Origin of the sequence: Brevundimonas terrae (assembly GCF_011761985.1) — a bacterium.
Lineage (GTDB): Bacteria > Pseudomonadota > Alphaproteobacteria > Caulobacterales > Caulobacteraceae > Brevundimonas > Brevundimonas terrae.
The window spans coordinates 321,849-344,413 of sequence record NZ_JAASQT010000002.1; the positions used below are offsets into that span (position 1 = coordinate 321,849).

The 22,565-nt window shown below is 59.7% G+C and carries 20 protein-coding genes and 1 tRNA gene; 15 read left to right on the forward strand and 6 right to left on the reverse strand.

From position 1 onward, the window contains the following. The first annotated feature begins 2 nt into the window (after positions 1 to 2). From FHS64_RS06165 to FHS64_RS06175, 3 genes are all read left to right on the forward strand, one after another. Positions 3 to 941 carry an MlaD family protein gene (locus tag FHS64_RS06165; RefSeq protein ID WP_167176868.1) on the forward strand — a complete coding sequence of 313 codons (939 nt, stop codon included), beginning with the start codon at positions 3 to 5 and terminating at the stop codon, positions 939 to 941. Next, positions 938 to 1,555 (forward strand): ABC-type transport auxiliary lipoprotein family protein, encoded by a 618-nt coding sequence (locus tag FHS64_RS06170; RefSeq protein WP_167176870.1) that lies wholly within the window; start codon positions 938 to 940, stop codon positions 1,553 to 1,555. The genes FHS64_RS06165 and FHS64_RS06170 overlap by 4 nt, the downstream gene beginning before the upstream one ends. A 96-nt stretch (positions 1,556 to 1,651) precedes the next feature. Continuing rightward, positions 1,652 to 2,101: a hypothetical protein gene (locus FHS64_RS06175; protein WP_167176872.1), complete on the forward strand. Its 450-nt coding sequence runs from the start codon at positions 1,652 to 1,654 to the stop codon at positions 2,099 to 2,101. A 66-nt stretch (positions 2,102 to 2,167) separates the two neighbouring features. On the opposite strand, the gene FHS64_RS06180 is transcribed toward FHS64_RS06175, so the two are convergent. Together FHS64_RS06180 and FHS64_RS06185 are read right to left on the reverse strand one after the other, a co-directional pair. Continuing rightward, a complete protein-coding gene (locus tag FHS64_RS06180; RefSeq protein ID WP_167176874.1) occupies positions 2,168 to 2,818 on the reverse strand; it encodes a 3-oxoacid CoA-transferase subunit B in 651 nt (216 codons plus the stop codon). A gap of 4 nt (positions 2,819 to 2,822) precedes the next feature. Next, entirely contained in the window at positions 2,823 to 3,524 is a 702-nt protein-coding gene (locus tag FHS64_RS06185) for a CoA transferase subunit A (RefSeq protein WP_167176876.1), read from the reverse strand. Positions 3,525 to 3,705: 181 nt separating this feature from the next. Here FHS64_RS06185 and FHS64_RS06190 point away from each other — a divergent pair, with 181 nt between their 5' ends. After that, a complete protein-coding gene (locus tag FHS64_RS06190) occupies positions 3,706 to 6,144 on the forward strand; it encodes a S9 family peptidase (RefSeq protein ID WP_243862821.1) in 2,439 nt (812 codons plus the stop codon). 68 nt (positions 6,145 to 6,212) lie between these two features. On the opposite strand, the gene FHS64_RS06195 is transcribed toward FHS64_RS06190, so the two are convergent. Next, complete coding sequence (locus FHS64_RS06195) at positions 6,213 to 6,470, reverse strand: hypothetical protein (protein WP_167176879.1); 258 nt, start codon at positions 6,468 to 6,470, stop codon at positions 6,213 to 6,215. Between the two features lie 69 nt (positions 6,471 to 6,539). Beyond that, positions 6,540 to 7,430: a LysR family transcriptional regulator gene (locus tag FHS64_RS06200; protein WP_167176881.1), complete on the reverse strand. Its 891-nt coding sequence runs from the start codon at positions 7,428 to 7,430 to the stop codon at positions 6,540 to 6,542. A gap of 108 nt (positions 7,431 to 7,538) precedes the next feature. On the opposite strand from FHS64_RS06200, the gene FHS64_RS06205 reads away from it, so the two are divergent. The 8 genes from FHS64_RS06205 (at position 7,539) to FHS64_RS06240 (ending at position 17,697) form a co-directional block, all read left to right on the forward strand. Then, the gene (locus FHS64_RS06205) at positions 7,539 to 9,692 is read left to right on the forward strand and encodes a malate synthase G (RefSeq protein WP_167176883.1); all 2,154 of its coding nucleotides are present in this window, start codon (positions 7,539 to 7,541) and stop codon (positions 9,690 to 9,692) included. A gap of 264 nt (positions 9,693 to 9,956) precedes the next feature. Next, a complete protein-coding gene (locus tag FHS64_RS06210) occupies positions 9,957 to 10,607 on the forward strand; it encodes a hypothetical protein (RefSeq protein ID WP_167176886.1) in 651 nt (216 codons plus the stop codon). Between the two features lie 139 nt (positions 10,608 to 10,746). After that, complete coding sequence (locus FHS64_RS06215) at positions 10,747 to 11,493, forward strand: hypothetical protein (RefSeq protein ID WP_167176897.1); 747 nt, start codon at positions 10,747 to 10,749, stop codon at positions 11,491 to 11,493. A gap of 120 nt (positions 11,494 to 11,613) precedes the next feature. Beyond that, positions 11,614 to 12,396 (forward strand): hypothetical protein, encoded by a 783-nt coding sequence (locus FHS64_RS06220; RefSeq protein ID WP_167176899.1) that lies wholly within the window; start codon positions 11,614 to 11,616, stop codon positions 12,394 to 12,396. A 122-nt stretch (positions 12,397 to 12,518) separates the two neighbouring features. Beyond that, positions 12,519 to 13,238, forward strand: coding sequence for a hypothetical protein (locus FHS64_RS06225; RefSeq protein WP_167176901.1), 720 nt, complete (start codon positions 12,519 to 12,521; stop codon positions 13,236 to 13,238). A gap of 180 nt (positions 13,239 to 13,418) precedes the next feature. Beyond that, positions 13,419 to 14,252: a fimbrial biogenesis chaperone gene (locus tag FHS64_RS06230; RefSeq protein WP_167176903.1), complete on the forward strand. Its 834-nt coding sequence runs from the start codon at positions 13,419 to 13,421 to the stop codon at positions 14,250 to 14,252. After that, positions 14,249 to 16,774 (forward strand): fimbria/pilus outer membrane usher protein, encoded by a 2,526-nt coding sequence (locus tag FHS64_RS06235; protein WP_167176905.1) that lies wholly within the window; start codon positions 14,249 to 14,251, stop codon positions 16,772 to 16,774. The genes FHS64_RS06230 and FHS64_RS06235 overlap by 4 nt, the downstream gene beginning before the upstream one ends. A gap of 17 nt (positions 16,775 to 16,791) precedes the next feature. Continuing rightward, complete coding sequence (locus tag FHS64_RS06240; protein ID WP_167176907.1) at positions 16,792 to 17,697, forward strand: COG1470 family protein; 906 nt, start codon at positions 16,792 to 16,794, stop codon at positions 17,695 to 17,697. Between the two features lie 71 nt (positions 17,698 to 17,768). Here the strand turns inward: FHS64_RS06240 and FHS64_RS06245 are convergent, their stop codons facing one another. Next, entirely contained in the window at positions 17,769 to 18,182 is a 414-nt protein-coding gene (locus FHS64_RS06245; RefSeq protein ID WP_167176909.1) for a hypothetical protein, read from the reverse strand. 247 nt (positions 18,183 to 18,429) lie between these two features. Here FHS64_RS06245 and FHS64_RS14320 point away from each other — a divergent pair, with 247 nt between their 5' ends. The 3 genes from FHS64_RS14320 to FHS64_RS06255 are packed head-to-tail and all read left to right on the forward strand — an operon-like array spanning position 18,430 to position 22,369. After that, positions 18,430 to 18,555, forward strand: a complete 126-nt coding sequence (locus FHS64_RS14320) for a hypothetical protein (protein ID WP_279588491.1) — start codon at positions 18,430 to 18,432, stop codon at positions 18,553 to 18,555. Continuing rightward, entirely contained in the window at positions 18,555 to 19,724 is a 1,170-nt protein-coding gene (locus FHS64_RS06250) for an aminotransferase (RefSeq protein ID WP_167176911.1), read from the forward strand. The genes FHS64_RS14320 and FHS64_RS06250 overlap by 1 nt, the downstream gene beginning before the upstream one ends. Before the next feature lie 50 nt (positions 19,725 to 19,774). Continuing rightward, a complete protein-coding gene (locus FHS64_RS06255; protein ID WP_167176913.1) occupies positions 19,775 to 22,369 on the forward strand; it encodes a hybrid sensor histidine kinase/response regulator in 2,595 nt (864 codons plus the stop codon). A gap of 99 nt (positions 22,370 to 22,468) precedes the next feature. On the opposite strand, the gene FHS64_RS06260 is transcribed toward FHS64_RS06255, so the two are convergent. Then, positions 22,469 to 22,544: transfer RNA gene (locus FHS64_RS06260), tRNA-Lys, on the reverse strand. Positions 22,545 to 22,565 lie beyond the last annotated feature (21 nt).

Here is a 22,565-nt window from a genome sequence, read left to right on the forward strand (position 1 = left end):
AAATGGAAAGAGACGCTCATTACGCAGCGGTCGGCATTGTGACCGTCGCCCTTCTGGTGGCACTGGCTGTGTTCACCATCTGGCTGGCACGCCTGCAATTCAACGAGGACTATGATGTCTATGACATCATCTTCTACGGCCCTGTGCGTGGTCTGTCGGAAGGCGGCGAGGTTTACTTTAACGGTATCCGCGTCGGCGAAGTCACCAAGCTGAACCTCAATCCGGAAAGAGCTAATCAGGTGGTGGCGCGTGTGCGCGTAAACGGCACCACGCCGGTGCGCGTCACCAGCCGCGCCCAGTTGGAGCCGCAGGGCATTACCGGCCTGAACTATATCCAGATCACGGCAGGCAGCACGGAAACGCCGCTGCTGAAAAGCCAACATGCCGATAATGTCGTGCCGGTGATCCAGTCACAGGCCAGCCCGCTGGCAGAACTGCTGACCGGATCGGGAACGGTGCTGCAACAGACCGTGGATGCGTTGAACCGCATTAACCGCGTCCTGTCGGATGACAATATCCGTTCCTTCTCGTCCAGCATCCGCAATGTCGAAGAGATGACCGCCGAGCTGAATGCCCGCAAGGGTATGCTGCTGGAGCTGGAACAGACGCTGAAAAATGCCAATGCGGCTGTGGCGGAATATCAGGGTCTTGCTGCCGATACCCGCCAGATCATCAATACGGATGGCCGCGCGGCGATTGCCAATATCGCCAAGGCCTCCGAAGAAGCGCGCACGGCGATTGCCTCGATCAACCGTTCGGCCTCCAGCCTCGAAGAGCCGCTGGGCGAGTTCGGCACGACCACGGTGCCACAGATCAATGATGCGGTGCGTCAACTCAATCAGGCGACCCGCGCTCTGGAAGACATGATCGACAATGTGCGCCAGAGCCCGCGCGAATTTATCGGCCGACCGACGGCCAAGGAACTGGAGGTCCAGCCATGATCCGTATTCTGACGCCTATGGCTGTGCTGGCGGTAACGGCGACCTTGTCCGGTTGCGCGGTGCTGAAAACGCCTGATCCGGTCCAGACCTATCGTTTCGGGGCGCTCCCTGTTTTTGCCAGCACAGATGATGTGCCGCGTTGCCAGCCGATCTCGGTTTCCCTGCGCCGTATTGATTTCGACACCGCGTCTCGCGGGGATCGTCTGCTGACTGTGACGGGGACCGAGACGGCCTATATCGGCACGGCGCGGTGGGTGTCACAGGCCGAGACCCTGTTCCATTCGTCGCTTGAAGATGCTTTTGCCGCAGGGGCACCCTGTGTGCGTCTGGCATCGGGCGCTTTTGCGCGTGACGGGCTGTTGCTGAGCGTCGATGTGCGCCGGTTTGAAACCGTCTATGCCTCGGCCGGGGCCGTGCCGGATGTGCGCGTTTCGGTGGCCGTGCATCTGACCAACCGCGAACGCGAGGTTGTGGCGTCCAATCGCTTCGACAGTGTCGAGAACGCAGGCGAGAACCGCGTGGCCTCTATCGTGGCGGCCTATGATCGCGCCAATGCCGATGTGACGCGCAAGATTGTGGAATGGACGGCCACCGAGGCTGCCGTCGTCCGCTAGGCAGAGTGAAAGCCGCCAAACCATAGCGGCTTTGCACCAAGGGATGCAGCTATGACTGGAGGGAATATGCTGAAATTGGTTGGAGTATCAGCCGCTATGATGTTCGTAGCGACTGTGGCGAATGCGCAGGTGGCTGCCAAGCCGCTGGCCGAGGGGCGTCTGTGTGCCTATGCGGATGTCGTCGGTGTGTGGGATAGCAAGGTGGTGAGCGCCGAAGAGGCGGGCGTAGAACGCTTTGCCGCAGCCTTCCCGCGCGACTACATGCGCTTCAAGCCCGATGGCGAGATGATGTACATCGCCTCCAACAACGAAATCGCGAGCGTTCCGGAAGTCCATGCACGTCTGGATGCCGCCGACAGCGCCGATGGTGCCACATATAACGCTGCGATGGTCGCCGAGGGGGTTCTGATCCTGTTCCAGAACGGTAATCCGTTCCAGGGCTTTACCTGCACCGTGGTCGAGCCTCGCGATGGCAGGGCGGTGACCATATTCAGCGAGCTTGAGGGTATGCCGGCCCTACATCGTGTCCAGTTCAAGCTGGACTAGGAGCCAATAAAAAAGAGCCGGAAGTTCTGAACTTCCGGCTCTTTTCATTTCGGGTTGTACCGTGCCTTAGGCGACGCCAGCGGCAACCGTGTAGTCAGCCTCGGTCTTGGCCGCGACTTCGTCCAGCGAGACGCCTTCTGCCAGCTCGATCAGTTCCAGACCCGAACCGTCCGTTTTGACGTCAAAGGTGGCCAGATCGGTGATGATGCGGCTGACGACGCCCGTGCCGGTCAGCGGCAGGGTGCAGGCCTTCAGAACCTTGGACTGGCCGTGCTTGTTGGCGTGTTCCATGACCACGACGACGCGCTTGACGCCCGCTACGAGGTCCATGGCACCACCCATGCCTTTGACCAGCTTGCCCGGGATCATCCAGTTGGCGATGTCGCCGTTCTGGGCCACTTCCATCGCGCCGAGGATCGACAGGTTGATGTGGCCGCCACGGATCATGGCAAACGAGTCCGCGCTGCTGAAATAGGCGCTCTCGGGGATTTCCGTGATGGTCTGCTTGCCGGCATTGATCAGGTCGGGGTCTTCTTCGCCTTCATAGGGGAAGGGGCCCATGCCCAGCATGCCGTTTTCCGATTGCAGGGTCACGACCATGCCCTCGGGGATATAGTTGGCCACCAGCGTCGGGATGCCGATGCCGAGGTTCACATAGAAACCGTCCTGCAGTTCCTTGGCGGCACGTTCGGCCAGTTGTTCGCGAGTACGAGCCATGGTCTTAAGCTCCCTTCTGGCGGACGGTGCGCTGTTCGATGCGCTTTTCCGAAACGGTCTGGATCAGGCGGTCTACATAGACGCCAGGCGTGTGGATGTGGTCGGGATCAAGCGAGCCGACCGGCACGATTTCCTCGACCTCGACGACGGTGACCTTACCGGCGGTGGCCATCATCGGGTTGAAGTTGCGGGCGGTCTTGCGGAATACAAGGTTGCCGCGCTCGTCGGCCTTCCACGCCTTCACGATGGCGAGGTCTGCGACCAGACCCGTTTCCATGATGAAGCGGCGACCGTTGAACTCGCGCTCTTCCTTGCCCTCGGCCACCAGCGTACCGACGCCGGTCGCGGTGAAGAAGGCCGGAATGCCGGCACCGCCAGCGCGGATGCGCTCGGCCAGCGTGCCTTGCGGGTTGAATTCCAGCTGCAGTTCACCGGCCAGATACTGGCGCTCGAACTCTTTGTTCTCGCCGACATAGGACGAGATCATCTTGGCAATCTGGCGGGTTTCCAGCAGTTGGCCGAGGCCGAAGCCGTCCACGCCTGCATTATTGGAAATGACCGTCAGGCCTTTGACGCCACTGTCGCGCAAACCGGCAATCAGGTTTTCGGGAATGCCACAGAGGCCAAAGCCGCCGGACATGACAGTCATGCCGTCAAACGTCAGCCCTTCCAGCGCAGACTTCACGTCAGCGTATATCTTTCCCATGTCGCTCCCTTTTTCACCGTCTGATGAATATTGCGGTATATCCTCCCATCTAAAGGGTGAATGCGACAGCGGCAAGATGGTGATCCAACCCTGTGTCACTGAGTACCAAAAGGTACCGCTTGGTTGACCTGCGAAGCGGGCGCGCACAAACAGGACAAAGTATCTGATGTGGAGGGGCGCTATGCGTTTGCGTAATCTATCTGTGGCCTGCGGGGCCTTGTTGCTGGCTGCCGGTGCGCCAATGGCGGCGATGGCCGATGGTCCGACCTATCAGCAACCGCCAGCGCCGATTGCCGATATTCTGGATTCGCGCCCCAATCCGGGTGTGTCCATCAGCCCGGATCGCCAGACGCTTTTGCTGACGGACCGCACCAATCTGCCGTCCATTCAGGAACTGGCCGAGCCGATGCTGCGTCTGGGCGGCTATCGCATCAATCCGCGCAATAATGGTCCGGCCAATAGCCGCGTCAGCTGGATTACGGGGCTCAGCTTCCAGTCGGTCAATGGTGGCGAGGAACGCAAGGTTGCGGGTCTGCCCGCCAATGCGCGCCTGACCAATGTGTCGTGGTCGCCCGATGGCCAGTCGGTGGCGTTTCTGGTGGATGCCACCAACGGTCTGGAACTGTGGACGGCCAGCCTGTCGGATGGCCGCGCCAAGCGCCTGACCAATGGCGTCATCAATGCCACGACGGGCAGCGGCTTTAGCTGGTTGCCGGACAGCTCGGGTCTGATGGCCCTGACCACGCCGACCAGCCGTGGCCGTCCGCCGGTCACGGATCGTCCGCCGTCGGGCCCGATGATTGACGAGACGGGTGGCCGTGTGGCCCCTGTGCGGACCTATCAGGACCTGTTGTCCAATCCGATGGACGAGGCCCAGTTCGATTATTACTTCACCAGCCAGCCGGTGGTGGTCAGCCTGAACGGCCGTATGCGCAGCGTTGGCGAGGCGGGCGTGATTCTGGGGGCATCCGTGTCGCCCGATGGCCGCTATGTGCTGCAGACGCGGGTGAAGAAGCCCTATTCCTACATCGTTCCGGCGGCACTGTTCCCGACACAGGTGACGGTGTCGGACATGAATGGCCGTATGGTGCATCAGGTGGCGGATCTGCCGCTGCGTGACAATGTGCCGACATCGTTCGATGCTGTGGCGGCGGGCCCGCGCTCGGCCCAGTGGCGCAGTGATCAGGACGCGACCCTTGTCTGGACCGAGGCACAGGACGGTGGTGATCCGCGCAATGCCGCCGAGGTGCGTGATCGTGTCTTCATGCTGCGTGCGCCATTCAACGATGCGACCGTGACGCTGGCGGACCTGAAACACCGCTTTGCCGGTATCGACTGGGGCAATGACAATGCTGCCATCGTCAACAGCCGCTGGTTCCAGAACCGCACCGAGACGCGCACCCTCGTCAATCCGTCGAACCCGACGGAAACCAAGGTGCTGTTGGAGCGCAACTATCAGGACCGCTATAATAACCCCGGCAGCGTGATGACCGAGGCCAATGCCAGCGGTCGTCAGGTGATGAAGTTCACGGCTGATGGTTCGCGCGTCTTTGTGACGGGTGAGGGTGCGACTCGCGAGGGTGCCTATCCGTTCCTCGACACGATGGACCTGAAAACCGGAGACGTGCAGCGTCTGTGGCGCTCGGCTACGGGCGAATATGAAACCGTCGTTGGCCTGTTGGACGATAACGGCCAGCGTTTCGTGACCTATCGCCAGTCCAAGACCGATCCGGCCAACCTGCGTATTCGTGCGATGGACGGCCAGATCACGCCGCTGACCCATTTCCCCGATCCTGCCCCGCAACTGGCCAATGTGACCAGCGAGTTGATCACCTATACCCGCAAGGACGGTGTACAGCTTTCGGGCACGCTTTATCTGCCGGCTGGCTATGACAAGGACCGTGATGGTCCGCTGCCGCTGCTGATGTGGGCTTATCCGGCTGAGTTTACTGATGCCGCCGTGGCCGGTCAGGTGGTCGATAGCGACAACCGTTTTGTACGTCCGTCGGGTTCCAGCCACCTGTTCCTGCTGACACAGGGCTATGCCATCCTCGACAATCCGACCATGCCGATCATCGGTGTGGACGGGGCCGAGCCGAACGACACCTATATCGAGCAGCTATCGGCCAGTGCCGAGGCGGCGGTTGATGCGGTGGTGGCTCTAGGCGTTGCCGACCGCGAGCGTATCGCTGTGGGCGGTCACTCCTATGGCGCGTTCATGACGGCCAACCTTCTGGCGCATACCGATCTGTTCAAGACCGGCATTGCTCGTTCGGGGGCCTATAACCGCACCCTGACGCCGTTCGGCTTCCAGGCCGAGCAGCGCACCTATTGGGAAGCGACCGACACCTATAACGAGATGTCGCCCTTTACCTATGCCCATAAGGTCAACGAGCCGATCCTGTTGATCCACGGCGAGGCAGATGCCAATTCCGGCACCTTCCCGATCCAGACCGAGCGTTTTTATGCGGCGCTGAAGGGCAATGGTGCGACGGCGCGTTATGTCGTCCTGCCGCTGGAGGACCACGGCTATCGTGCGCGTGAAAGCGTGGGCCACACGCTTTACGAAATGTCGAGCTGGCTGGACCGCTGGATGAAACCGGCAGCCTCGGCGCAGTAAACGTCTGGGCCATAAACAAGAGGGCGGGGGATATCCTCCGCCCTTTTTATGTGCCGGTCAGGCTTTGGTCAGGGCGTTACGGTTTGCGAAAATGCTGCGCTATCTGCGGCCTTTTCACGGGCCGAACGGTCGGCATCGCCATCCATAACATTCCAGAAAACCAACATCCCGATAAGCAGCAAGGCTGTCACCAAGGTCGAGATAACGAGGATGGTCATCAGCGACCGTCCCTTGCCGCCACCGCGCACAAAGCGGGCTTCGACGGGCCGCCCTTCATGCACAGCGTCGGCGGCCTTGTTGTGTCGGTGAGCTTCAACAGGTTGCATGGCGTTCCTCCTTGCCGGATTAACGCCCCCGTATAGTAACGTGGCGGGGATGGGCCTTGTTCCTGTGGCTTAACGGTCCCAGTCCGGCACCTCGCCATAGAGGTTGGCGGTAAAGGTGATGAAGGCCTGAACACGGGCCTCGGCGCGGGCGCGACCGGCGGTCAGGGCGAAAATGGCGATGTCGGGAGAGCCTTGGTAATCGGGCAGGACCACACTCAGCCGCCCGTCCTTTAGCTCTTCGCCGACATCCCAAGTGGAGCGAAGGGCGATACCGGCACCGGACAAGGCCAGTTCGCGGGCGACCTCGGACGAGTTGGTGCGAACGCGGCTCTTGGCGCGGAAGGTGACGGGACCATCGGGGCCAAGCAGACGCCACAGAGACTGGTTTTCGGCGGCCAGTTGGGCGTGGTCGCGCAGGTCTTCCAGCGTGCGGGGACTGCCGAAACGGGCCAGATAGTCAGGGCTGGCGCACAGGACGCGGCGGTTTGGAGCGAGACGGTGCATGGCCGGATTGTCGGCATCCCATGTGCCGATGCGGATGGCGAGGTCCACATCCTCGGCCATCAGGTCCACAAAGGCGTCGGTGAGATTCAGCTCTAGCGTCAGACGCGAATGGGCCTCCAGAAACGGTTGCAGATAGGGAGCCAGTCGCCTGCGCCCGAATGAGGTGGGGGCGGTGACGCGCAACAGGCCGCGCGCCTGTGTGGTGCGGCGCGACACTTGGGCCTCTAGATCCTCGACGCCATCCAGTAATTGAAGCGCGCGTTCATAAACCAGACGACCCGCCTCGGTCGGGGCCAGACGTCGCGAGGTGCGCTCGATCAGGCGCACGCCCAGCCGGTCCTCCAGCCGTGCCAGCCGACGCGAGGCCACAGCGGGCGACAGGTCCAGACGGCGGGCCGCCGCCGATAGGCTGCCTTCTTCGAGAGCGCGCACGAAAATCTCGTATTCGGCCAGCATGGCGGGGCTCCATCTTTGCGTATTATGCAAAGATATACATCATTCTTTGCTGTCGATAGTGGGTCTGTGTGGGGTTAGGGTGTGGGTCTGTTATTCAGGAGCCTCCCAATGAGCCATTCAATGATCCGCCACGGCAAGCTGAGCGTAGCCCACGAACTGGATGTGTTTGTCCGCGATCGTGCTGTGGCCGGTACGGGCGTGACGGCGGAGGCGTTCTGGGCGGTGCTGGACGGCTTGGTGGATCGTTTTGCCGATGCCAACCGCGACCTGTTGGCCAAGCGCGACCGGTTGCAGTCCCTGATTGATGACTGGCACCGCGCCCATCCGGGGCAACCGGATCAGGATGCCTATCAGGCCTTTTTGACAGGGATTGGCTATATCGAGCCGCCTGTGGCAGATGCCACCGTGACAACCTCCAATGTCGATCCCGAAATGGCGACCATGGCGGGGCCGCAACTGGTCGTGCCGCTGACCAATGCCCGCTATCTGCTGAATGCGGCCAATGCCCGTTGGGGCAGCTTGTATGATGCCTACTATGGCACCGATGCATTGGGCGATCTGCCAGCGGGCAAGGGCTATGATACGGCGCGCGGCCAAAAGGTGATCGACAAGGCGCGGGCGTTTCTGGATAGCGCGGCGTCTTTGGCCAGTGGCTCCCATGCCGATGCGGTGGCCTATCGCGTCGAGGGTGGTGCGCTGTCGGTCGAGTTGAAAGATGGCTCGGTGGCGGGGTTGGCCGATGCGGCGGCGTTTGCGGGCTATACCGGCGAGGCCACCGCGCCGACGGGTATCTTGCTGCGCCATAATGGTCTGCATTTCGAGATCGTTATCGACCGCAATCACCGTATCGGCGCGACCGATCCTGCGGGCGTGGCTGATGTGGTTGTCGAGGCGGCGCTGACGGCGATTTGCGACGCCGAGGACAGCGTGGCTGCCGTCGATGCCGAGGACAAGGTTCTGGTTTACGCCAACTGGCTGGGGCTGATGAAGGGCGATCTATCGGCGCGGTTCAGCAAGGACGGCCAGTCCATGGACCGGACCCTGAACCCTGACCGCGCCTATACGGCGCCGGACGGGAAGGCGTTCGCATTGAAGGGGCGAAGTGTGTTGCTGACCCGCAATGTCGGTCTGCACCTGACAACCAATGCCGTGCTGGACAGTGACGGGCGCGAAATCCCCGAGAACATTCTCGATATCGCCATAACGGGCCTGATCGGGTTGCACGACCTGAAGCGCCCTGTGGTTGAGCGCAACAGTCCGGCCGGTTCGGTCTATGTGGTGCGACCCAAGATGCATGGCTCGGAAGAAGTGACCTTTGCCGCCGCTCTATTCGGTGCGGTGGAGGAGGGGGTGGGCCTTGCGCCGCTGACGCTCAAAATGGGTATTATGGACGAGGAACGCCGTACCAGCGTCAACCTGCGTAACTGTATCGCGGCGGCCAAGGATCGCGTGGTCTTCATCAATACCGGCTTCCTTGATCGCACCGGCGATGAAATCCACACCATGATGGAGGCTGGTCCGGTGGTCCGTAAGGAGGCCGTGAAGGCAACAGCGTGGATCAAGGCCTATGAGGATCGCAATGTCGATATCGGCCTGAGCGCGGGTCTGTCGGGGCGCGGCCAGATCGGCAAGGGCATGTGGGCCGCGCCGGATCGTATGGGCGATATGCTGGCCACCAAGGCGGGGCATCCCAAGGCAGGGGCTTCGACGGCATGGGTACCATCGCCCACGGCGGCGACCTTACATGCGCTGCATTACCATCAGGTCGATGTCTGGTCGGTGCAGAAAGATTTGGCACACCGTACCGAAACAGGCCTGACGCCGTTGCTGACCCTGCCGCTGGCCAGTGAACTGCCTGCGCCCGAGGATGTTCGTCAGGAACTGGACAACAACTGTCAGGGCATTCTTGGTTATGTGGTGCGCTGGATCGATCAGGGCGTAGGTTGTTCCAAGGTGCCCGACATCCACGATATCGGCCTGATGGAAGACCGTGCCACGTTGAGAATCTCCAGCCAGCACATCGCCAACTGGCTGCATCACGGTTTTACAATCGAAGCCGAGGTGATGGATTCATTGCGACGTATGGCACAGGTTGTGGACCGTCAGAATGAAGGCGATCCAGCCTATCGCCCCATGGCCCCGACCTATGACGGATTGGCCTGGCAGGCGTCCGTAGCCCTTGTTTTTAAAGGGCGAGAGCAGGCGAACGGATATACGGAGCATTTGCTGACAGCGTTCCGTCGTCTGAGAAAACAAAGCTGAACAGTGTCTTTTTGAGACATGGTTCGTAATTGTATCAGATGTTTATGATCCATATCAAAATGATACACTTCGCTTGCAAATAGCTAGAAATGGCCATAAACGCTCCAAGTGTTAACCTTCGCTAACCACGTTCGGGTCTGAAATTGACCCATTCGATGTCATGTTGTTTCAAAACAGGATGGCACGGGTTTTGGAAGGTTGACCCTAGTTCGAGCCGAGGGGGTTCGGGCGGTGTCGCACTTTGCGGCATGGGGAGCGGGACCTTTGATCGAATTTCTGGGGCAACAGCGCCGTCATCGCGCCAATATTGTCACCTACGGTGCAAAGATCGCTGTGGGTGCCGTGAGCGCGGTCGCCATTCTGCTGGCGGCTAATATGGCCCAGGCCCACACCTCGGGATCGCCTGTTATCGGGCCGGATCCCAATCTGCCCACCATGCCGATCGGTGCCAATGCCATCGAAAGCCCGACGGGATTTGATGTGGCGCTAGAAGCGCGCATCCCTTCGCGCTGCGAGCTAGGACGTGGCGCGGATATCGATTTTGGCGAGTTGACGGGTGGTCTGAGCGCTGTCGCGCATGTGGGACTGGAATGCAACGTCCCGTTTGACCTGAATATTCGTGCCGCCAATGGGGGGTTAACCCACAAGTCCAAGCCGACTGGCGAGGGACCGTTCTCGGGACGCCTGGGTTACGGGCTCGGGATTGATGTGCCGGTTCTGGCACCGGTCGAAGGTCTGATGTCGGGCCGGTATGAAAGCCGCCAACTTCTGTCGGGCGTCACGCTGAGTAGCGCGGATGCCATCGCGAAGGGCGGAGCGATTTTGCGCTTCGAGACACGAGCCCCCGAGGGCGCGGGTCTTCTGGCGGGAGAGTATTCGGAATCTATAGTTCTGACGATTACGCCAAGAATGTAGATTTGTGAATAAGTATTGGATTTCTCAACTATCTGGTGAATTGCCTTTTGTTCGAGAAATCTAAATGTAGTTTGATTTTGTTGAGTTTAGTTTGTTTTCAATTGTGAAAACTGTTCAAATGATTCGATAGGAAAATACGATGAAAGTTTCGGCTCTTCTTTCTGCGGCTGCTGTCGCTGCTCTGATCGCTTCGCCGGCAGCTGCTGGTTCCATCAACCAAGGTGAGTGGTTCTCGCACCTGTTCCAAACCCACGTTGACTCGCCTCCGTTCGCCGGTGCCAACCTGATCGACGCGCAAACCGCTGGTTCGCCGTGGTCGGCATGGCACTCGGTTGGTGCTTCGGTTGGCAACAACGGCACGGCTGCAGGCAATGACGGCGCGACCTTCACCCTGAAGGGCAATGTCACCAAGGATTGCTCGTTCTATTCGGGTTCGAGCACCAACCAGACGCTCGATTTCGGCACTCTGGGCATCTACGCCTCGGACAATACCGGTCCGGCTGCTGCGTTTGACATGGTCGCTCCGGCGAACGTGACCGTCTATACCAACCTGGCAGGCTGCAACACGGCGAACTCGGTGACCATCACCAAGAACAGCGCTGACGGCCTGATCAACGCGGGCAACACCGGCGGTTATGACAGCAACGTGTTCCAGGCCAACCTGCCGTTCTCGGTTGAAGCCAAATACACCGCCGCTGCGCACAACTCGGTCGCCAACGGCAGCCAACAAACCCTGAGCGTGTCCTCGACCGCACTGAGCAACGTGGCCAACCACGGTGCATGGAAGTCGCCGTTCTCGCTGGCCGTGAACATTCCGGTCGCTTCGAAGGCTCTGCTGGCCGGTAACTACGAAGGTACCGTCGCCGTCCAGATCCAAGCTTTCTAAGCAAGCTTAAGTACGGGTGACGGAGTAAGGCTCCGTCACCCGTTTTCTGATTGAAATCGGGCGGTAACAGCCCCAAATGGGGCCGGTAGAACCGGCTTCCGCGCACCGGAGACTACCAAAATGAAGCGTTTCGCACTTCTTGCAGGCGTTGCTGCCCTCAGCGTCATGGCAACCTCGGCTTCGGCCCAGAACATGATGAACCGCGGCCAGTATGTAAACGGCGGTTCGGGCCAGATCGTTGGCACGTACAACCAGACGGGCTTCCTGAAGGCTGCACAAGGTCACACGCTGACGTCAGCCGATGATGTGAATTTTGCCAAGATCAACAACCAGTCGGTTTGGCTGGCCATCGGTTCGGCCGAAGGCAACAACGGCACGGCTGCAGGCAATGACGGCGCGACCTTCACGCTGAAGGGCAATGTCACCAAGGATTGCTCGTTCTATTCGGGTTCGAGCACCAACCAGACGCTCGATTTCGGCACTCTGGGCATCTACGCCTCGGACAATACCGGTCCGGCTGCTGCGTTTGACATGGTCGCTCCGGCGAACGTGACCGTCTATACCAACCTGGCAGGCTGCAACACGGCGAACTCGGTGACCATCACCAAGAACAGCGCCGACGGCCTGATCAACGCGGGCAACACCGGTGGTTATGACAGCAACGTGTTCCAAGCCAACCTGCCGTTCTCGGTTGAAGCCAAATACACCGCCGCTGCACACAACTCGGTCGCCAACGGCAGCCAACAAACCCTGAGCGTGTCCTCGACCGCACTGAGCAACGTGGCCAACCACGGTGCATGGAAGTCGCCGTTCTCGCTGGCCGTGAGCATTCCGGTCGCTTCGAAGGCTCTGCTGGCCGGTAACTACGAAGGTACCGTCGCCGTCCAGATCCAGGCGTTCTGATCCGAGTAATGCTTAAGCGGGTGGCAGGCTTTAGGTTTGCCACCCGTCTCTTTCAATCACCTATGGCTGGCGATTTGAGGCAAAGCGCTTCGATATCCGGCTCTCCAATCGAGAGATAAGACATGAAGCGTATTGCTTTGCTATCCGCCGTTGCCGTGGTTTCATTTTCTGGCGTGGCGAATGCCCAATCCGGCACATGGCATCTGACGGGCGAAAATAGCTCGTCTGGTTCGCAACCTTGGACGACATCTCAAGACGACTCTGTCGCGTTCGGAGCTTGGGCTGCATTGTTCCAATACAGCCTGAACAACGGCACGGCTGCGGGCAATGACGGCGCGACCTTCACCCTGAAGGGCAATGTCACCAAGGATTGCTCGTTCTATTCGGGTTCGAGCACCAACCAGACGCTCGATTTCGGCACTCTGGGCATCTACGCCTCGGACAATACCGGTCCGGCTGCTGCGTTTGACATGGTCGCTCCGGCGAACGTGACCGTCTACACCAACCTGGCAGGCTGCAACACGGCGAACTCGGTGACCATCACCAAGAACAGCGCCAACGGCCTGATCAACTCGGGCAACACCGCCGGCTATGACAGCAACGTGTTCCAGGCCAACCTGCCGTTCTCGGTTGAGGCCAAATACACCGCTGCTGCGCACAACTCGGTCGCCAACGGCAGCCAACAAACCCTGAGCGTGTCCTCGACCGCACTGAGCAACGTGGCCAACCACGGTGCATGGAAGTCGCCGTTCTCGCTGGCCGTGAACATCCCGGTCGCTTCGAAGGCTCTGCTGGCCGGTAACTACGAAGGTACCGTCGCCGTTCAGATCCAAGCGTTCTGATTTAAAATATTAAGCGTACTGCGCGCCCCGTTTCGGCGGGGCGCGTCTTTCTGGTCTGCGCATATAATTCGCGCGACTGGCAAGCTTTGGCGTATCGTTTGCAGATTGTTGTTCTGTTGGGTGCCGCTTGATCTGAAATGAAACGGACGAGGCACCAGAGGGACCGGGGACTAACCAAAAATGCCGTTTGCCATTCAATATTTGAACCGTTTTGCTGTGGGCCTTGCCGCAGTGGTAATCGGCGTTGCGAGTGTGACCGCTGTGGCGTGGGCCATGCGCGTGTCTCCGATGGTTTCGGAACTGACGACTTCGGGGGCCGGATCGACCGCGCGTATCGAAGTGGGAAATGTGGGCAGTGCTGCCCTGCCGTTTGAAACCCTGCTGACCCGCATGGAAGTGGATGCTGCGGGCAATATGGTCGAAACGCCTGCGGACGAAGATTTTCTGATTTTCCCGCCGCAAGGATTGGTGCCCGTCGGGGGGCGCCAGGTCGTGCGTGTGCAATGGGTTGGCGCTCAGGAGCTGCCGGCTTCGCAAGCCTATTATCTGTGGGTTCGTCAGTTGCCGGTTCAGACCGAGGCTCCGGATTCTGACACTGGCGGCACGGCTTCGATCCAGGTTCTTTATACGATGAAGGCCTTGATCGTTGTGGCACCTCCGGGGGCCGAGCCGAACGTGCAACTTGTGGCGGCGACGCCTGCGATGGTGGCCCCGATGGCCCCCGAGATTGATCCGGAACTGGGAACGGCGGAGGCTGCGCCTCTGACCCACGGTATCGAGGTCAAGGTGCGCAATACAGGGCGCCGTTATGCCTTGATGAGCGGTGCGAACTGGGTCGTCGAAGCCACCGATACGGCCGGTCAGCCCTTCATGCGCCAGTATACCGGTGATGAAATCTCGCAGAGTGTTGGCGTGGGTTATCTGCAACCGCTGGGTGGCGAGCGCACCTTCCAACTGCCGACCGAGACGCAACTGGATGGCACCAAGCCGATCAAGGTGCGGTTCACGCGATGAGCAGTATAGCCACACCAGCGCGTCTGCGTATGGCGGCTTCGGCGGCTGTGCTGCTGGCGATTGCGTTTCCGGCTGCGGCCCAAGAAGCCGTAACAGCGGAGACAGCGGAACAGGAAGCTCCGGCGCGTCCGAACATCAACCCTTATAACCGCGACATTGGCATGACTGTGCCGTTGAATTTCAACCGTCGCGTTCTGGGTGAGATGGATGTTCTGCTGACGAAAGACGATCGTTTCATCGTCTATTCGTCAGGTTTCAAGCGTCTAATCAACCCGTTGCTGACGGAAGAAGCTCAGGCCGAGATCGCAGCCATTCTGGGTGACGGCGAAAGCTTTAGCCCCGAAGACATCGCTAACAGCGGCATCCGTCTGGAATACGATCCGGCGCAATTGGCCGTGATGGTGTTGCGGATTGATCCATCCAAACGGGCCATCGAAAACCTGTTTCAGGAAGGCAAGCCTGAAGAGCATGCGGCGGCACCGGAAAGCTTTTCGGCCTATCTGAATACCAGCCTCGGTGTTTCGAAACGTCATAATGTCAGCGATATTCAGACGCCCAGCGTGTACCTGAACGGTGCTGTGCGATTGGGCGGTGTGGTGCTTGAGGCCGACTATCAGGGGCAGGAGACTTTCGGGACGGGCGACTATGAATTCAACCGTCGCTATGCCCGTCTGGTTTACGACGATCCCGAGAATTTTCGCCGCTGGTGGGCGGGTGATCTGGATACGGAAATCCGTGGCCGTCAAAGCTATGTGCAGATGGGTGGTGTGGGTGTAGCCCGACAGCGCCAGCGTTTCGAGAGCTTCCGCAACAGTGTGCTGTCCGGCAACCGTCAGGTTGTCCTGCAAGAAGGCTCGACGGTTCGGGTCATGCGCAATGGTGTGTTCGTGCGCGAGTTCCAGTTGGATGCGGGTCAGTACGACCTGTCCAACCTGCCGCTGGAAACCGGTTCCAACGATATCCAGTTGGAAATCCGTGACCAGTTGGGCCGTACCGAAACCCTGAACTACAGCGCCTATCTGGACGCCATTGATCTGGATCCGGGCGATTACGAGTATGGCGCGTTTCTGGGCATGACCAGCAGCGGTACATTCGGGACGCCCAACTATGATGACGGCCAACTGGCGTTCAGCGGTTATTGGCGCAAGGCGTTCGAGAACCGTCCGGCTCTGGGGCTCGGGCTTCAGGCCAGTGAAGACATCCAGACCCTGACGGGGCAAACCCAGTTCATTCTCAAGAATGGCAGCCGCCTGCGTCTGGACGGGGCGCTCAGCACCAATGCCGATGCGGGGCAGGGCTTTATGGCCGCGCTCGGTTTTGACCATTTTGTGGATCGTGGCGATGTGTACGATTCATGGGCCGTGGCACTGGAATATACGTCCGAAGATTTTTCCTCGATCGGCAATCCAACGGCCCAGAACGCGACCGAATGGTCGATGCAAGGGGCCTATACCCGACGTTTCAGCCAATACTGGATGGGCTCGCTGAGTGCGGCCTATCGCATTGGTCGCAATGCCAGCTTTGACGACTCATATAACGTCAACGCCTACAGCACCTATAATTTCACACCGGCCTGGGGTGTGCAGGTGGGCGTGGAATATGCCGATTATGGCCTGCCGTTCGCCAGTAATTCCGAGGGCTTCGGCGTTACCTTCGCCCTGATCTGGACACCGCGTTTCGACCGGCGTGGCGAGGCGCGTTATAATTCGGCCCGCAATTCCGGTTCGGTGCGGTTCCAGCAATCTGGCGAAAACCGTGCAGGGGCCTTGGGCTATTCTCTGGCCTCGACCTATGATGACGGCCCTGCAAGCCTGTCGGCTCAGGTGGATTATGTCGGCAACCGCTTCGATGGTGCCTTGACCCATTCCTCCTTCGGTCAGGACTTCAACCGTGTAACCGATCAGCAGGTTACGTCGCTGAGTGTCGGCTCGTCACTGGCCTTTACGGGCGGCAAGTTCGCGATTGGTCGCCGTATCTATGACAGCTTTGCCATCGTCGATACGCATGAATCGCTGGATGGACGCGATGCGATTGTCGGCGATAGCCTGGAAGGCGGCCGCTATAATTCGCGTAGCGGCGCTCTGGGTCCGGCACTGGCCAATAATCTGAGCTCCTATGTGAACCAGTCGATCCGTTATGACGTGATCGATGTTCCAGCGGGCTATGACATTGGCGACGGCATCAAGCGGGTTCGTCCGGCCTATCGCAGCGGCTATGTCATCGTGGCCGGCAGTGATGCCTTTGTCTCGGCCATGGGCCGACTGGTGGGGCAGGGCAATATTCCCGCCAGCCTGATGTCGGGCCGTATCTTCTCGGTTGATGAACCGGATACCGAGCCTGAAATCTTCTTTACCAACTCGGTGGGCCGTTTTGCGATCCAGAAACTGAAGCCGGGTCATACCTATCGGGTGGAGCTGTTCACCTCTTCGGCACAGGGCTTCCAGTTCAAGGTGCCGGAAGACAACGAGGGGCTGCTGGATCTCCAGACAGTTTCCTTGCCCATCATCATTACCGAGCAATGACAGGAGGGTCCGTCACAATGATCCGCTCCGCTTTACGCCGAAAGATAATCGCGGCCCTTGCTGTTGTGGCAGGTCTGGCTCTGTGGGCTCCGCAAGCTCTGGCACAAGACAAATGCGATCTGACCATGACCACCCAGTCGCAATGGGTGATCCGTCATGATCCGTTCGGCGATAACCAGTTGTCGTTGCCGTTTGAAATCCAGTTTTCGAATGCGGGCAGGACGCCCTGCGTTGGTCGTCTGGAAGTGACCTCCATAGGCAACAAGCGCGTGCTGGAAAGTCGCACCAGCGCCCAGACCGTGCCTTTCAGTCTGCGCGATGAAACGAACCGCAATAACCTGACGCCCGGATCTTCGGAAAATCTGGTTGGTCGCACCACGCTTGTGCGTGCAGGAAGCACCGCAACCGGCCGTATTACTTTTGCGGTTACACCGCCTGCGGACATTGCAGCCGGTCGCTATACCCAGACGGTGACGGTGCAGTTCCGTATGCCCAATGGTGAAATCCATGCGGCAACCGATGTGACGCTGGTGTTCGAGGTCACGCCGTCGCTGATGATCGGTCTGGCGGGGGAGTTCACTCGCGTAAATGGAACGCCGACGCTGAATCTGGGCGATCTGACCCAGAACGGCGTGGTGCCTCTAAATGCCAAGGTCTATGTGCGATCCAGCAGTGGTTATCAGGTGACCGTCACGTCCGAGAACCGTGGTCTGTTGCTGCACGAGCAACCGGGCTGGGCCATTCCCTATGGTCTGCGTCTGGGCGGGACCGAAATCAATCTGGGCAGCCCGCACATCATGACCAGCCGTGAAGCCCGTGCCCGCGTGGATGATTATCCGCTGCGTATCGATGTGCGCGATATCGGTGGCAAACGTGCGGGTCGCTATCGGGATATTCTCCGCTTTACCGTGACGGCGATCTAAAGCGGTTGCGGCAAACAAAAACGCCCCGTCTCTAAAAAGGCGGGGCGTTCTTTTTTAGGTTTGATCGTTGATCAGATCGGCTGGATCGTCAGGGCCAGAATCAGCGGCTGTTCCAGATTTACGTTCTGGAACTGGTAGGAAACCGTGCGGATGGTGGCCATGTTCGACTGGCGCAGAACCTGTTGGCCGCTGGAGGAAAGCTCGACGGCCTGATCATTATAGATCATGCGGGCGCTTTCACCGGTGCCAAGCTGACGATACTGGGCGCTGACGGTATAGCCGCCCGGATTGTTGCAGGCCTCGATGACAGCGCCGGTTGCGCCTTCTTCTGCGGTCACTGTGCGGTCAGGGCGCACCCAGCAGGATACCGGAACATGCGCGCGGACACGGAAGGTGCCGTTGGCGGTGTCCTTGGCTTGAACAGTGGCTGGCATGGCCATGAGGGCCACAGCCATCGATACGGCGGCTAAAGCGAATCTCTTCATGGTTACAGACCTCTTAATGACGCTTCTCGTCATGCAATCGTTGTGTCTGTTCTAGCCAGCAGCGGTTAATCTGAGGCGATCAGACACGCTTAGCGCTCTTTTAAAGCTTAGGGTCAACAACGCCTTAACCTAGATCAAAGCGATCCGAGCGCGTTTGTGGAATGTTTAAAACCGATTAACCATGTTCTTCCTATTCTCAGATCAAAGGTCCAGCATGGGCTGATTGATTCGAGGGGAGGAGCGCATCGTGCCGCTACAGGTTTTCAAGGGTAAGGGCCGTCACGCGCGTCGCGTTATCCATACGCGCGAGGGCAGCCTGTTGTTCCGCCTGTTCACGAACTGGCTGCGTCGCGGGGCATTTCCGGCCGCTTGATGATGACGCCCCATTCCGTATTTGCAGAGGCACCCGTCACCATCTTTGAAAAGATGTCGGGTCTGGCGCGGGAATACGGGGCGATCAATCTGGGGCAGGGCTTTCCCGAAGACCCCGGCCCGCTGGCCTTGAGGGAACGGGCCGCACAGGCCGCTGTCCACGGCTGGAACCAGTATGCGCCTTCGCGCGGCCTGCCCGAACTGCGACAGGCGGTGGCCGAGCATTATAACCGGTTGCAGGGCACGGCCCTGACGACGGATCAGGTCATTATTACTTCGGGCGCTACCGAAGCCATCGCGGCGGCTGTTATGGCGTGGGTCCGTTCCGGCGACGAGGTGATTGTTTTCGAGCCTGCCTATGATGCCTATCGTCCGCTGATCGAGCGGGCAGGCGGCATTGTGAAACCGATCCGGCTGGAGCCGCCGCACTGGCAGATCACGGCGCAGATGCTGGATCAGGCCATCGGCCCGAAAACACGGGCAGTGCTGTTTAATAACCCGATGAACCCCGCCGCCAAGATGTTCGGGGCCGACGAACTGGCTGCGTTGGCCAAGGCCTGTGCGGCGCATGATCTGGTCGTGATCAGCGACGAGGTTTGGGAGCATGTCCGCCTGACCGACAGGGCGCATATTCCGCTGGCTACGATCGAGGGTATGCGCGAGCGCACCATTAAAATCGGTTCGGCGGGCAAGATGTTTGGCCTGACAGGCTGGAAGGTCGGCTTTGTGTGTGCCGAACCGGACCTGCTTGATCCGGTCGCGAGGGCGCATCAGTTCCTGACCTTTGCCACACCACCCCTGTTACAGACCGCCGTGGCCGAGGGTCTGGCATGGGACGGGGCGTGGTATGCACAAATGGCGCAGGGCATGGCAGAGCGCTGTGACTATCTGCGACAGGCCTTGGTGGCGCAGGGCTATGTCTGTCTGGACAGCCGCGGCACCTATTTCCTGAATGTCGATCTGGCGGGGTCGGGCATTGCCATGGGCGATACGGATTTTTGTGAAGCCATTGTTCGAGAGTTCGGCGTTGCCGCGATTCCGGTGTCGGCCTTTGTAAGCGATGCGGGTCAGGGCAATATTGTTCGCCTGTGTTTTGCCAAGCCCGAGACGGTATTGGCCGAGGCTGCCAAGCGACTGGGGCAGGCACGTCAAATTTTGGCCGGACGTTGACCTTATCTGCGGGATCGCACACTTAGCCGCAAGTTTAAGCCGTAGGTTCCATGTTTCGCGCCGATGTCTTCAGCCGTGTAGCCTGTCTGTCTACGGCGATGCTTCTGGTAGCTGCGCCCCAGAATGCTTCAGGTGCCGTCGGCGATATCATGTCTATGAGCGGGCCGATGAGTGGGCCTGCGGCCATTCGGGGCAAGGACTCGTCTGCGCTGGATTACGCCTTGGCTGTCAAACAGCGGGCGATGGCCACTGACTTTGCGGCGCTGGAACAATACGGCCTTGCGGCCATGTCGCGCGCCACACCGGACAATATGGGGCGGCTTCAGCACCTGACGGTGATGATGAGCGAGCAGGGCGAGTACGAGGCCGCCAGCCTGTGGAATGCGCGTCTGCGCCAGTTGGCGACGCAAGGTCACGATAATGTCTATCTGGGGCTGGTCGAAATCAATGATGTGACCATCCGCCATCAGCGCGACAAGTCGGTCTCTATGGCCGATGTGGACGCTCTGATTGATCGATACGGGGGCACGGTCGCGGGGCATCGCGCGAAAATCCTCAAAGCGCGCCTTCTGATCGACAACAAGCAGGCCCCGGCTGCGATGGCGCTTTTGCGCGATGTCTATCGTGATCTGCCGGTTGACCGGCACGGCGATCGGGGCATCGAGGTGCAGTTGCTGAGCCATGTGGGACTGGCCCACAGCCAGTTATTTGATGTGGCCGGTTATCTGAAGGCGATGAGGCGCGCCGAACGCGCCATGGCGAGCAGCGGCTATCCGTGGCCGGATTATGAGGCGGTCAATAATCTGTCGCTGGCACTGGCCTATGTCGGGCGCTACGACGAAGCCTATCAGGCCATGCGGATTTATCAGGCACTGGCCGAGCGCACGGACACGCCGATGCGTCGGGCGATGGCGGGCAGTTTGTGCGGCTATGTGGCGGTGACACGCGACGACTGGCCTGCGGTTCTGGCGTGCTACGAACCCTTCAGGCCCGCGCTGGATGTGCCTGTGGTCATGGCGCAGTCCATCCTGCCCCGCCGTGCCGTGGGTTATGCGCGTACCGGCCAACTGGCACTGGCCCAGAAGGATATTCGTGAAATCCGCCGCCGCATTGATGCGGGCCAGATGAAGTTTACTGCGCCTGTCCATCGTGCCGAGGCCGAGGTGATGATCGCGGCGGGAGATTACCGGCGCGGCATCAAGGCACTGAGGGATTATCACCTCAGCCAGTATCGCAGGGCGACTCAGCGGTCTGCGAATGTGATGGAAGAGGTGGTCGTCGATATCGACGAACAGCTTCAACAGGCACATCATCAAAACGAATTACGCGCGCGAACCATTGCGACCCTGTGGTGGTTGATGGGGGCGGTGACCGTTCTGATTGCGGGCCTGATCCTGTTGCTGCTGCGCCAGCGCCGCATGTCGAAGGCGCTGCAAAAAGCCCATGCCCGCGAGCGCGAGGAGAATGCACGACGGAGCCAGTTCTTTGCCGATGTCAGCCATGAAATCCGCACGCCGCTGAATGGTGTGGTGGCCATGGCCGATGCGCTGCGCAAAGAGAACCTGCCGCGCGATGTCGCCGAGAAGGTGCGACTGATCGCGACCTCCAGCGAGATGCTGAACCGGCTTTTGTCCGACGTTCTCGACAATGCCAAGATGGAAGCGGGCGAACTGACCATCGAGGCCCGGCCATTCGATCTGGCACAACTGGTTCGCGATGTTGCGGCCCTGTGGCGCTCAAAGGCCGAAGCGCGTGATCTGAAACTGTCGCTGCAAACCGATCTGGGGTGCAGCCACTGGGTGTGTGGCGATGCGGTGCGCCTGGGCGAAGTGCTGAACAATCTGATCAGCAATGCCCTGAAATTCACGCCCGAGGGCCGCATCCTGCTGAGCGTTGTCAAAATGCCGGACGGGCAGTGCCTGTTTGTTGTGACCGATACGGGCATCGGTTTTGACGAAGGCAGCGATGGCCATATCTTCGAGCGCTATCGTCAGGCGGACGGTACGATCTCGAACAGGTTTGGCGGCACAGGCCTTGGTCTGTCGATCAGCAGCAATCTGGTGAAGATGATGGGCGGGCGGCTGAATGCGGCCAGCAAGCCGGGCGAGGGCGCGCAGTTCTGGTTCAGCCTGCCACTGCCCGAAACCTATGAGCGGACTGTGGCGCAATCCGGCCATGACGAGGATTGTGGCGCGGAACGGTCCAGCGATACGAAAATGCTGCGGGTGCTGATTGTCGATGACAATCTGGTCAACCGCAACATCATCGGGATTCTGCTGAGCGGTGACGAATACCGTCTGGACTATGCGACGAACGGGCTGGAAGCCGTCGAAGCGACAGCCAACAGGACCTTCGATGTGATTCTGATGGATGTGCAGATGCCGGTTATGGACGGTCTGGAGGCGGTGCGCCGTATCCGTATGTCGGAACAGGAAACGGGGGCATCACCCGCCGCGATTGTGGTCTGTTCCGCCAATGATGATGCCGAGGATCGCAAGCGTGCCATCGAGGCTGGAGCTGATGGCTATGTCGCCAAGCCAATCGTGCTGGCACAACTGTTGGGGGCCATGAACAGCGCGATACGAATCCGTGCCCGACACGCGCAAAACAAGGCTGCCGATATTATGGATTTGGCGCTGGATTAGACCACAGGCCATGCGTGGGTAAATTCACCCATCTTGCCCAAAGGTGCGCCAATTGCGCCCCGCAGGGGTAGGTATGCTTTTGATTATATGAGGAAACGATGGTGGGTGATCACGGGCTCGAACCGTGGACCCGCTGATTAAGAGTCAGCTGCTCTACCAACTGAGCTAATCACCCGTACCGTCGTATGAGCCTTTG

Excerpts from the sequence above, each read along its gene's own strand:
- FHS64_RS06165 (WP_167176868.1), top strand. The coding sequence starts at position 3 with ATGGAAAGAGACGCTCATTACGCAGCGGTCGGCATTGTGACCGTCGCC.
- FHS64_RS06170 (WP_167176870.1), top strand. The coding sequence starts at position 938 with ATGATCCGTATTCTGACGCCTATGGCTGTGCTGGCGGTAACGGCGACC.
- FHS64_RS06175 (WP_167176872.1), top strand. The coding sequence starts at position 1,652 with ATGATGTTCGTAGCGACTGTGGCGAATGCGCAGGTGGCTGCCAAGCCG.
- FHS64_RS06180 (WP_167176874.1), bottom strand. The coding sequence starts at position 2,818 with ATGGCTCGTACTCGCGAACAACTGGCCGAACGTGCCGCCAAGGAACTG.
- FHS64_RS06185 (WP_167176876.1), bottom strand. The coding sequence starts at position 3,524 with ATGGGAAAGATATACGCTGACGTGAAGTCTGCGCTGGAAGGGCTGACG.
- FHS64_RS06190 (WP_243862821.1), top strand. The coding sequence starts at position 3,706 with ATGCGTTTGCGTAATCTATCTGTGGCCTGCGGGGCCTTGTTGCTGGCT.
- FHS64_RS06195 (WP_167176879.1), bottom strand. The coding sequence starts at position 6,470 with ATGCAACCTGTTGAAGCTCACCGACACAACAAGGCCGCCGACGCTGTG.
- FHS64_RS06200 (WP_167176881.1), bottom strand. The coding sequence starts at position 7,430 with ATGCTGGCCGAATACGAGATTTTCGTGCGCGCTCTCGAAGAAGGCAGC.
- FHS64_RS06205 (WP_167176883.1), top strand. The coding sequence starts at position 7,539 with ATGAGCCATTCAATGATCCGCCACGGCAAGCTGAGCGTAGCCCACGAA.
- FHS64_RS06215 (WP_167176897.1), top strand. The coding sequence starts at position 10,747 with ATGAAAGTTTCGGCTCTTCTTTCTGCGGCTGCTGTCGCTGCTCTGATC.
- FHS64_RS06220 (WP_167176899.1), top strand. The coding sequence starts at position 11,614 with ATGAAGCGTTTCGCACTTCTTGCAGGCGTTGCTGCCCTCAGCGTCATG.
- FHS64_RS06225 (WP_167176901.1), top strand. The coding sequence starts at position 12,519 with ATGAAGCGTATTGCTTTGCTATCCGCCGTTGCCGTGGTTTCATTTTCT.
- FHS64_RS06230 (WP_167176903.1), top strand. The coding sequence starts at position 13,419 with ATGCCGTTTGCCATTCAATATTTGAACCGTTTTGCTGTGGGCCTTGCC.
- FHS64_RS06235 (WP_167176905.1), top strand. The coding sequence starts at position 14,249 with ATGAGCAGTATAGCCACACCAGCGCGTCTGCGTATGGCGGCTTCGGCG.
- FHS64_RS06240 (WP_167176907.1), top strand. The coding sequence starts at position 16,792 with ATGATCCGCTCCGCTTTACGCCGAAAGATAATCGCGGCCCTTGCTGTT.
- FHS64_RS06245 (WP_167176909.1), bottom strand. The coding sequence starts at position 18,182 with ATGAAGAGATTCGCTTTAGCCGCCGTATCGATGGCTGTGGCCCTCATG.
- FHS64_RS06250 (WP_167176911.1), top strand. The coding sequence starts at position 18,555 with ATGATGACGCCCCATTCCGTATTTGCAGAGGCACCCGTCACCATCTTT.
- FHS64_RS06255 (WP_167176913.1), top strand. The coding sequence starts at position 19,775 with ATGTTTCGCGCCGATGTCTTCAGCCGTGTAGCCTGTCTGTCTACGGCG.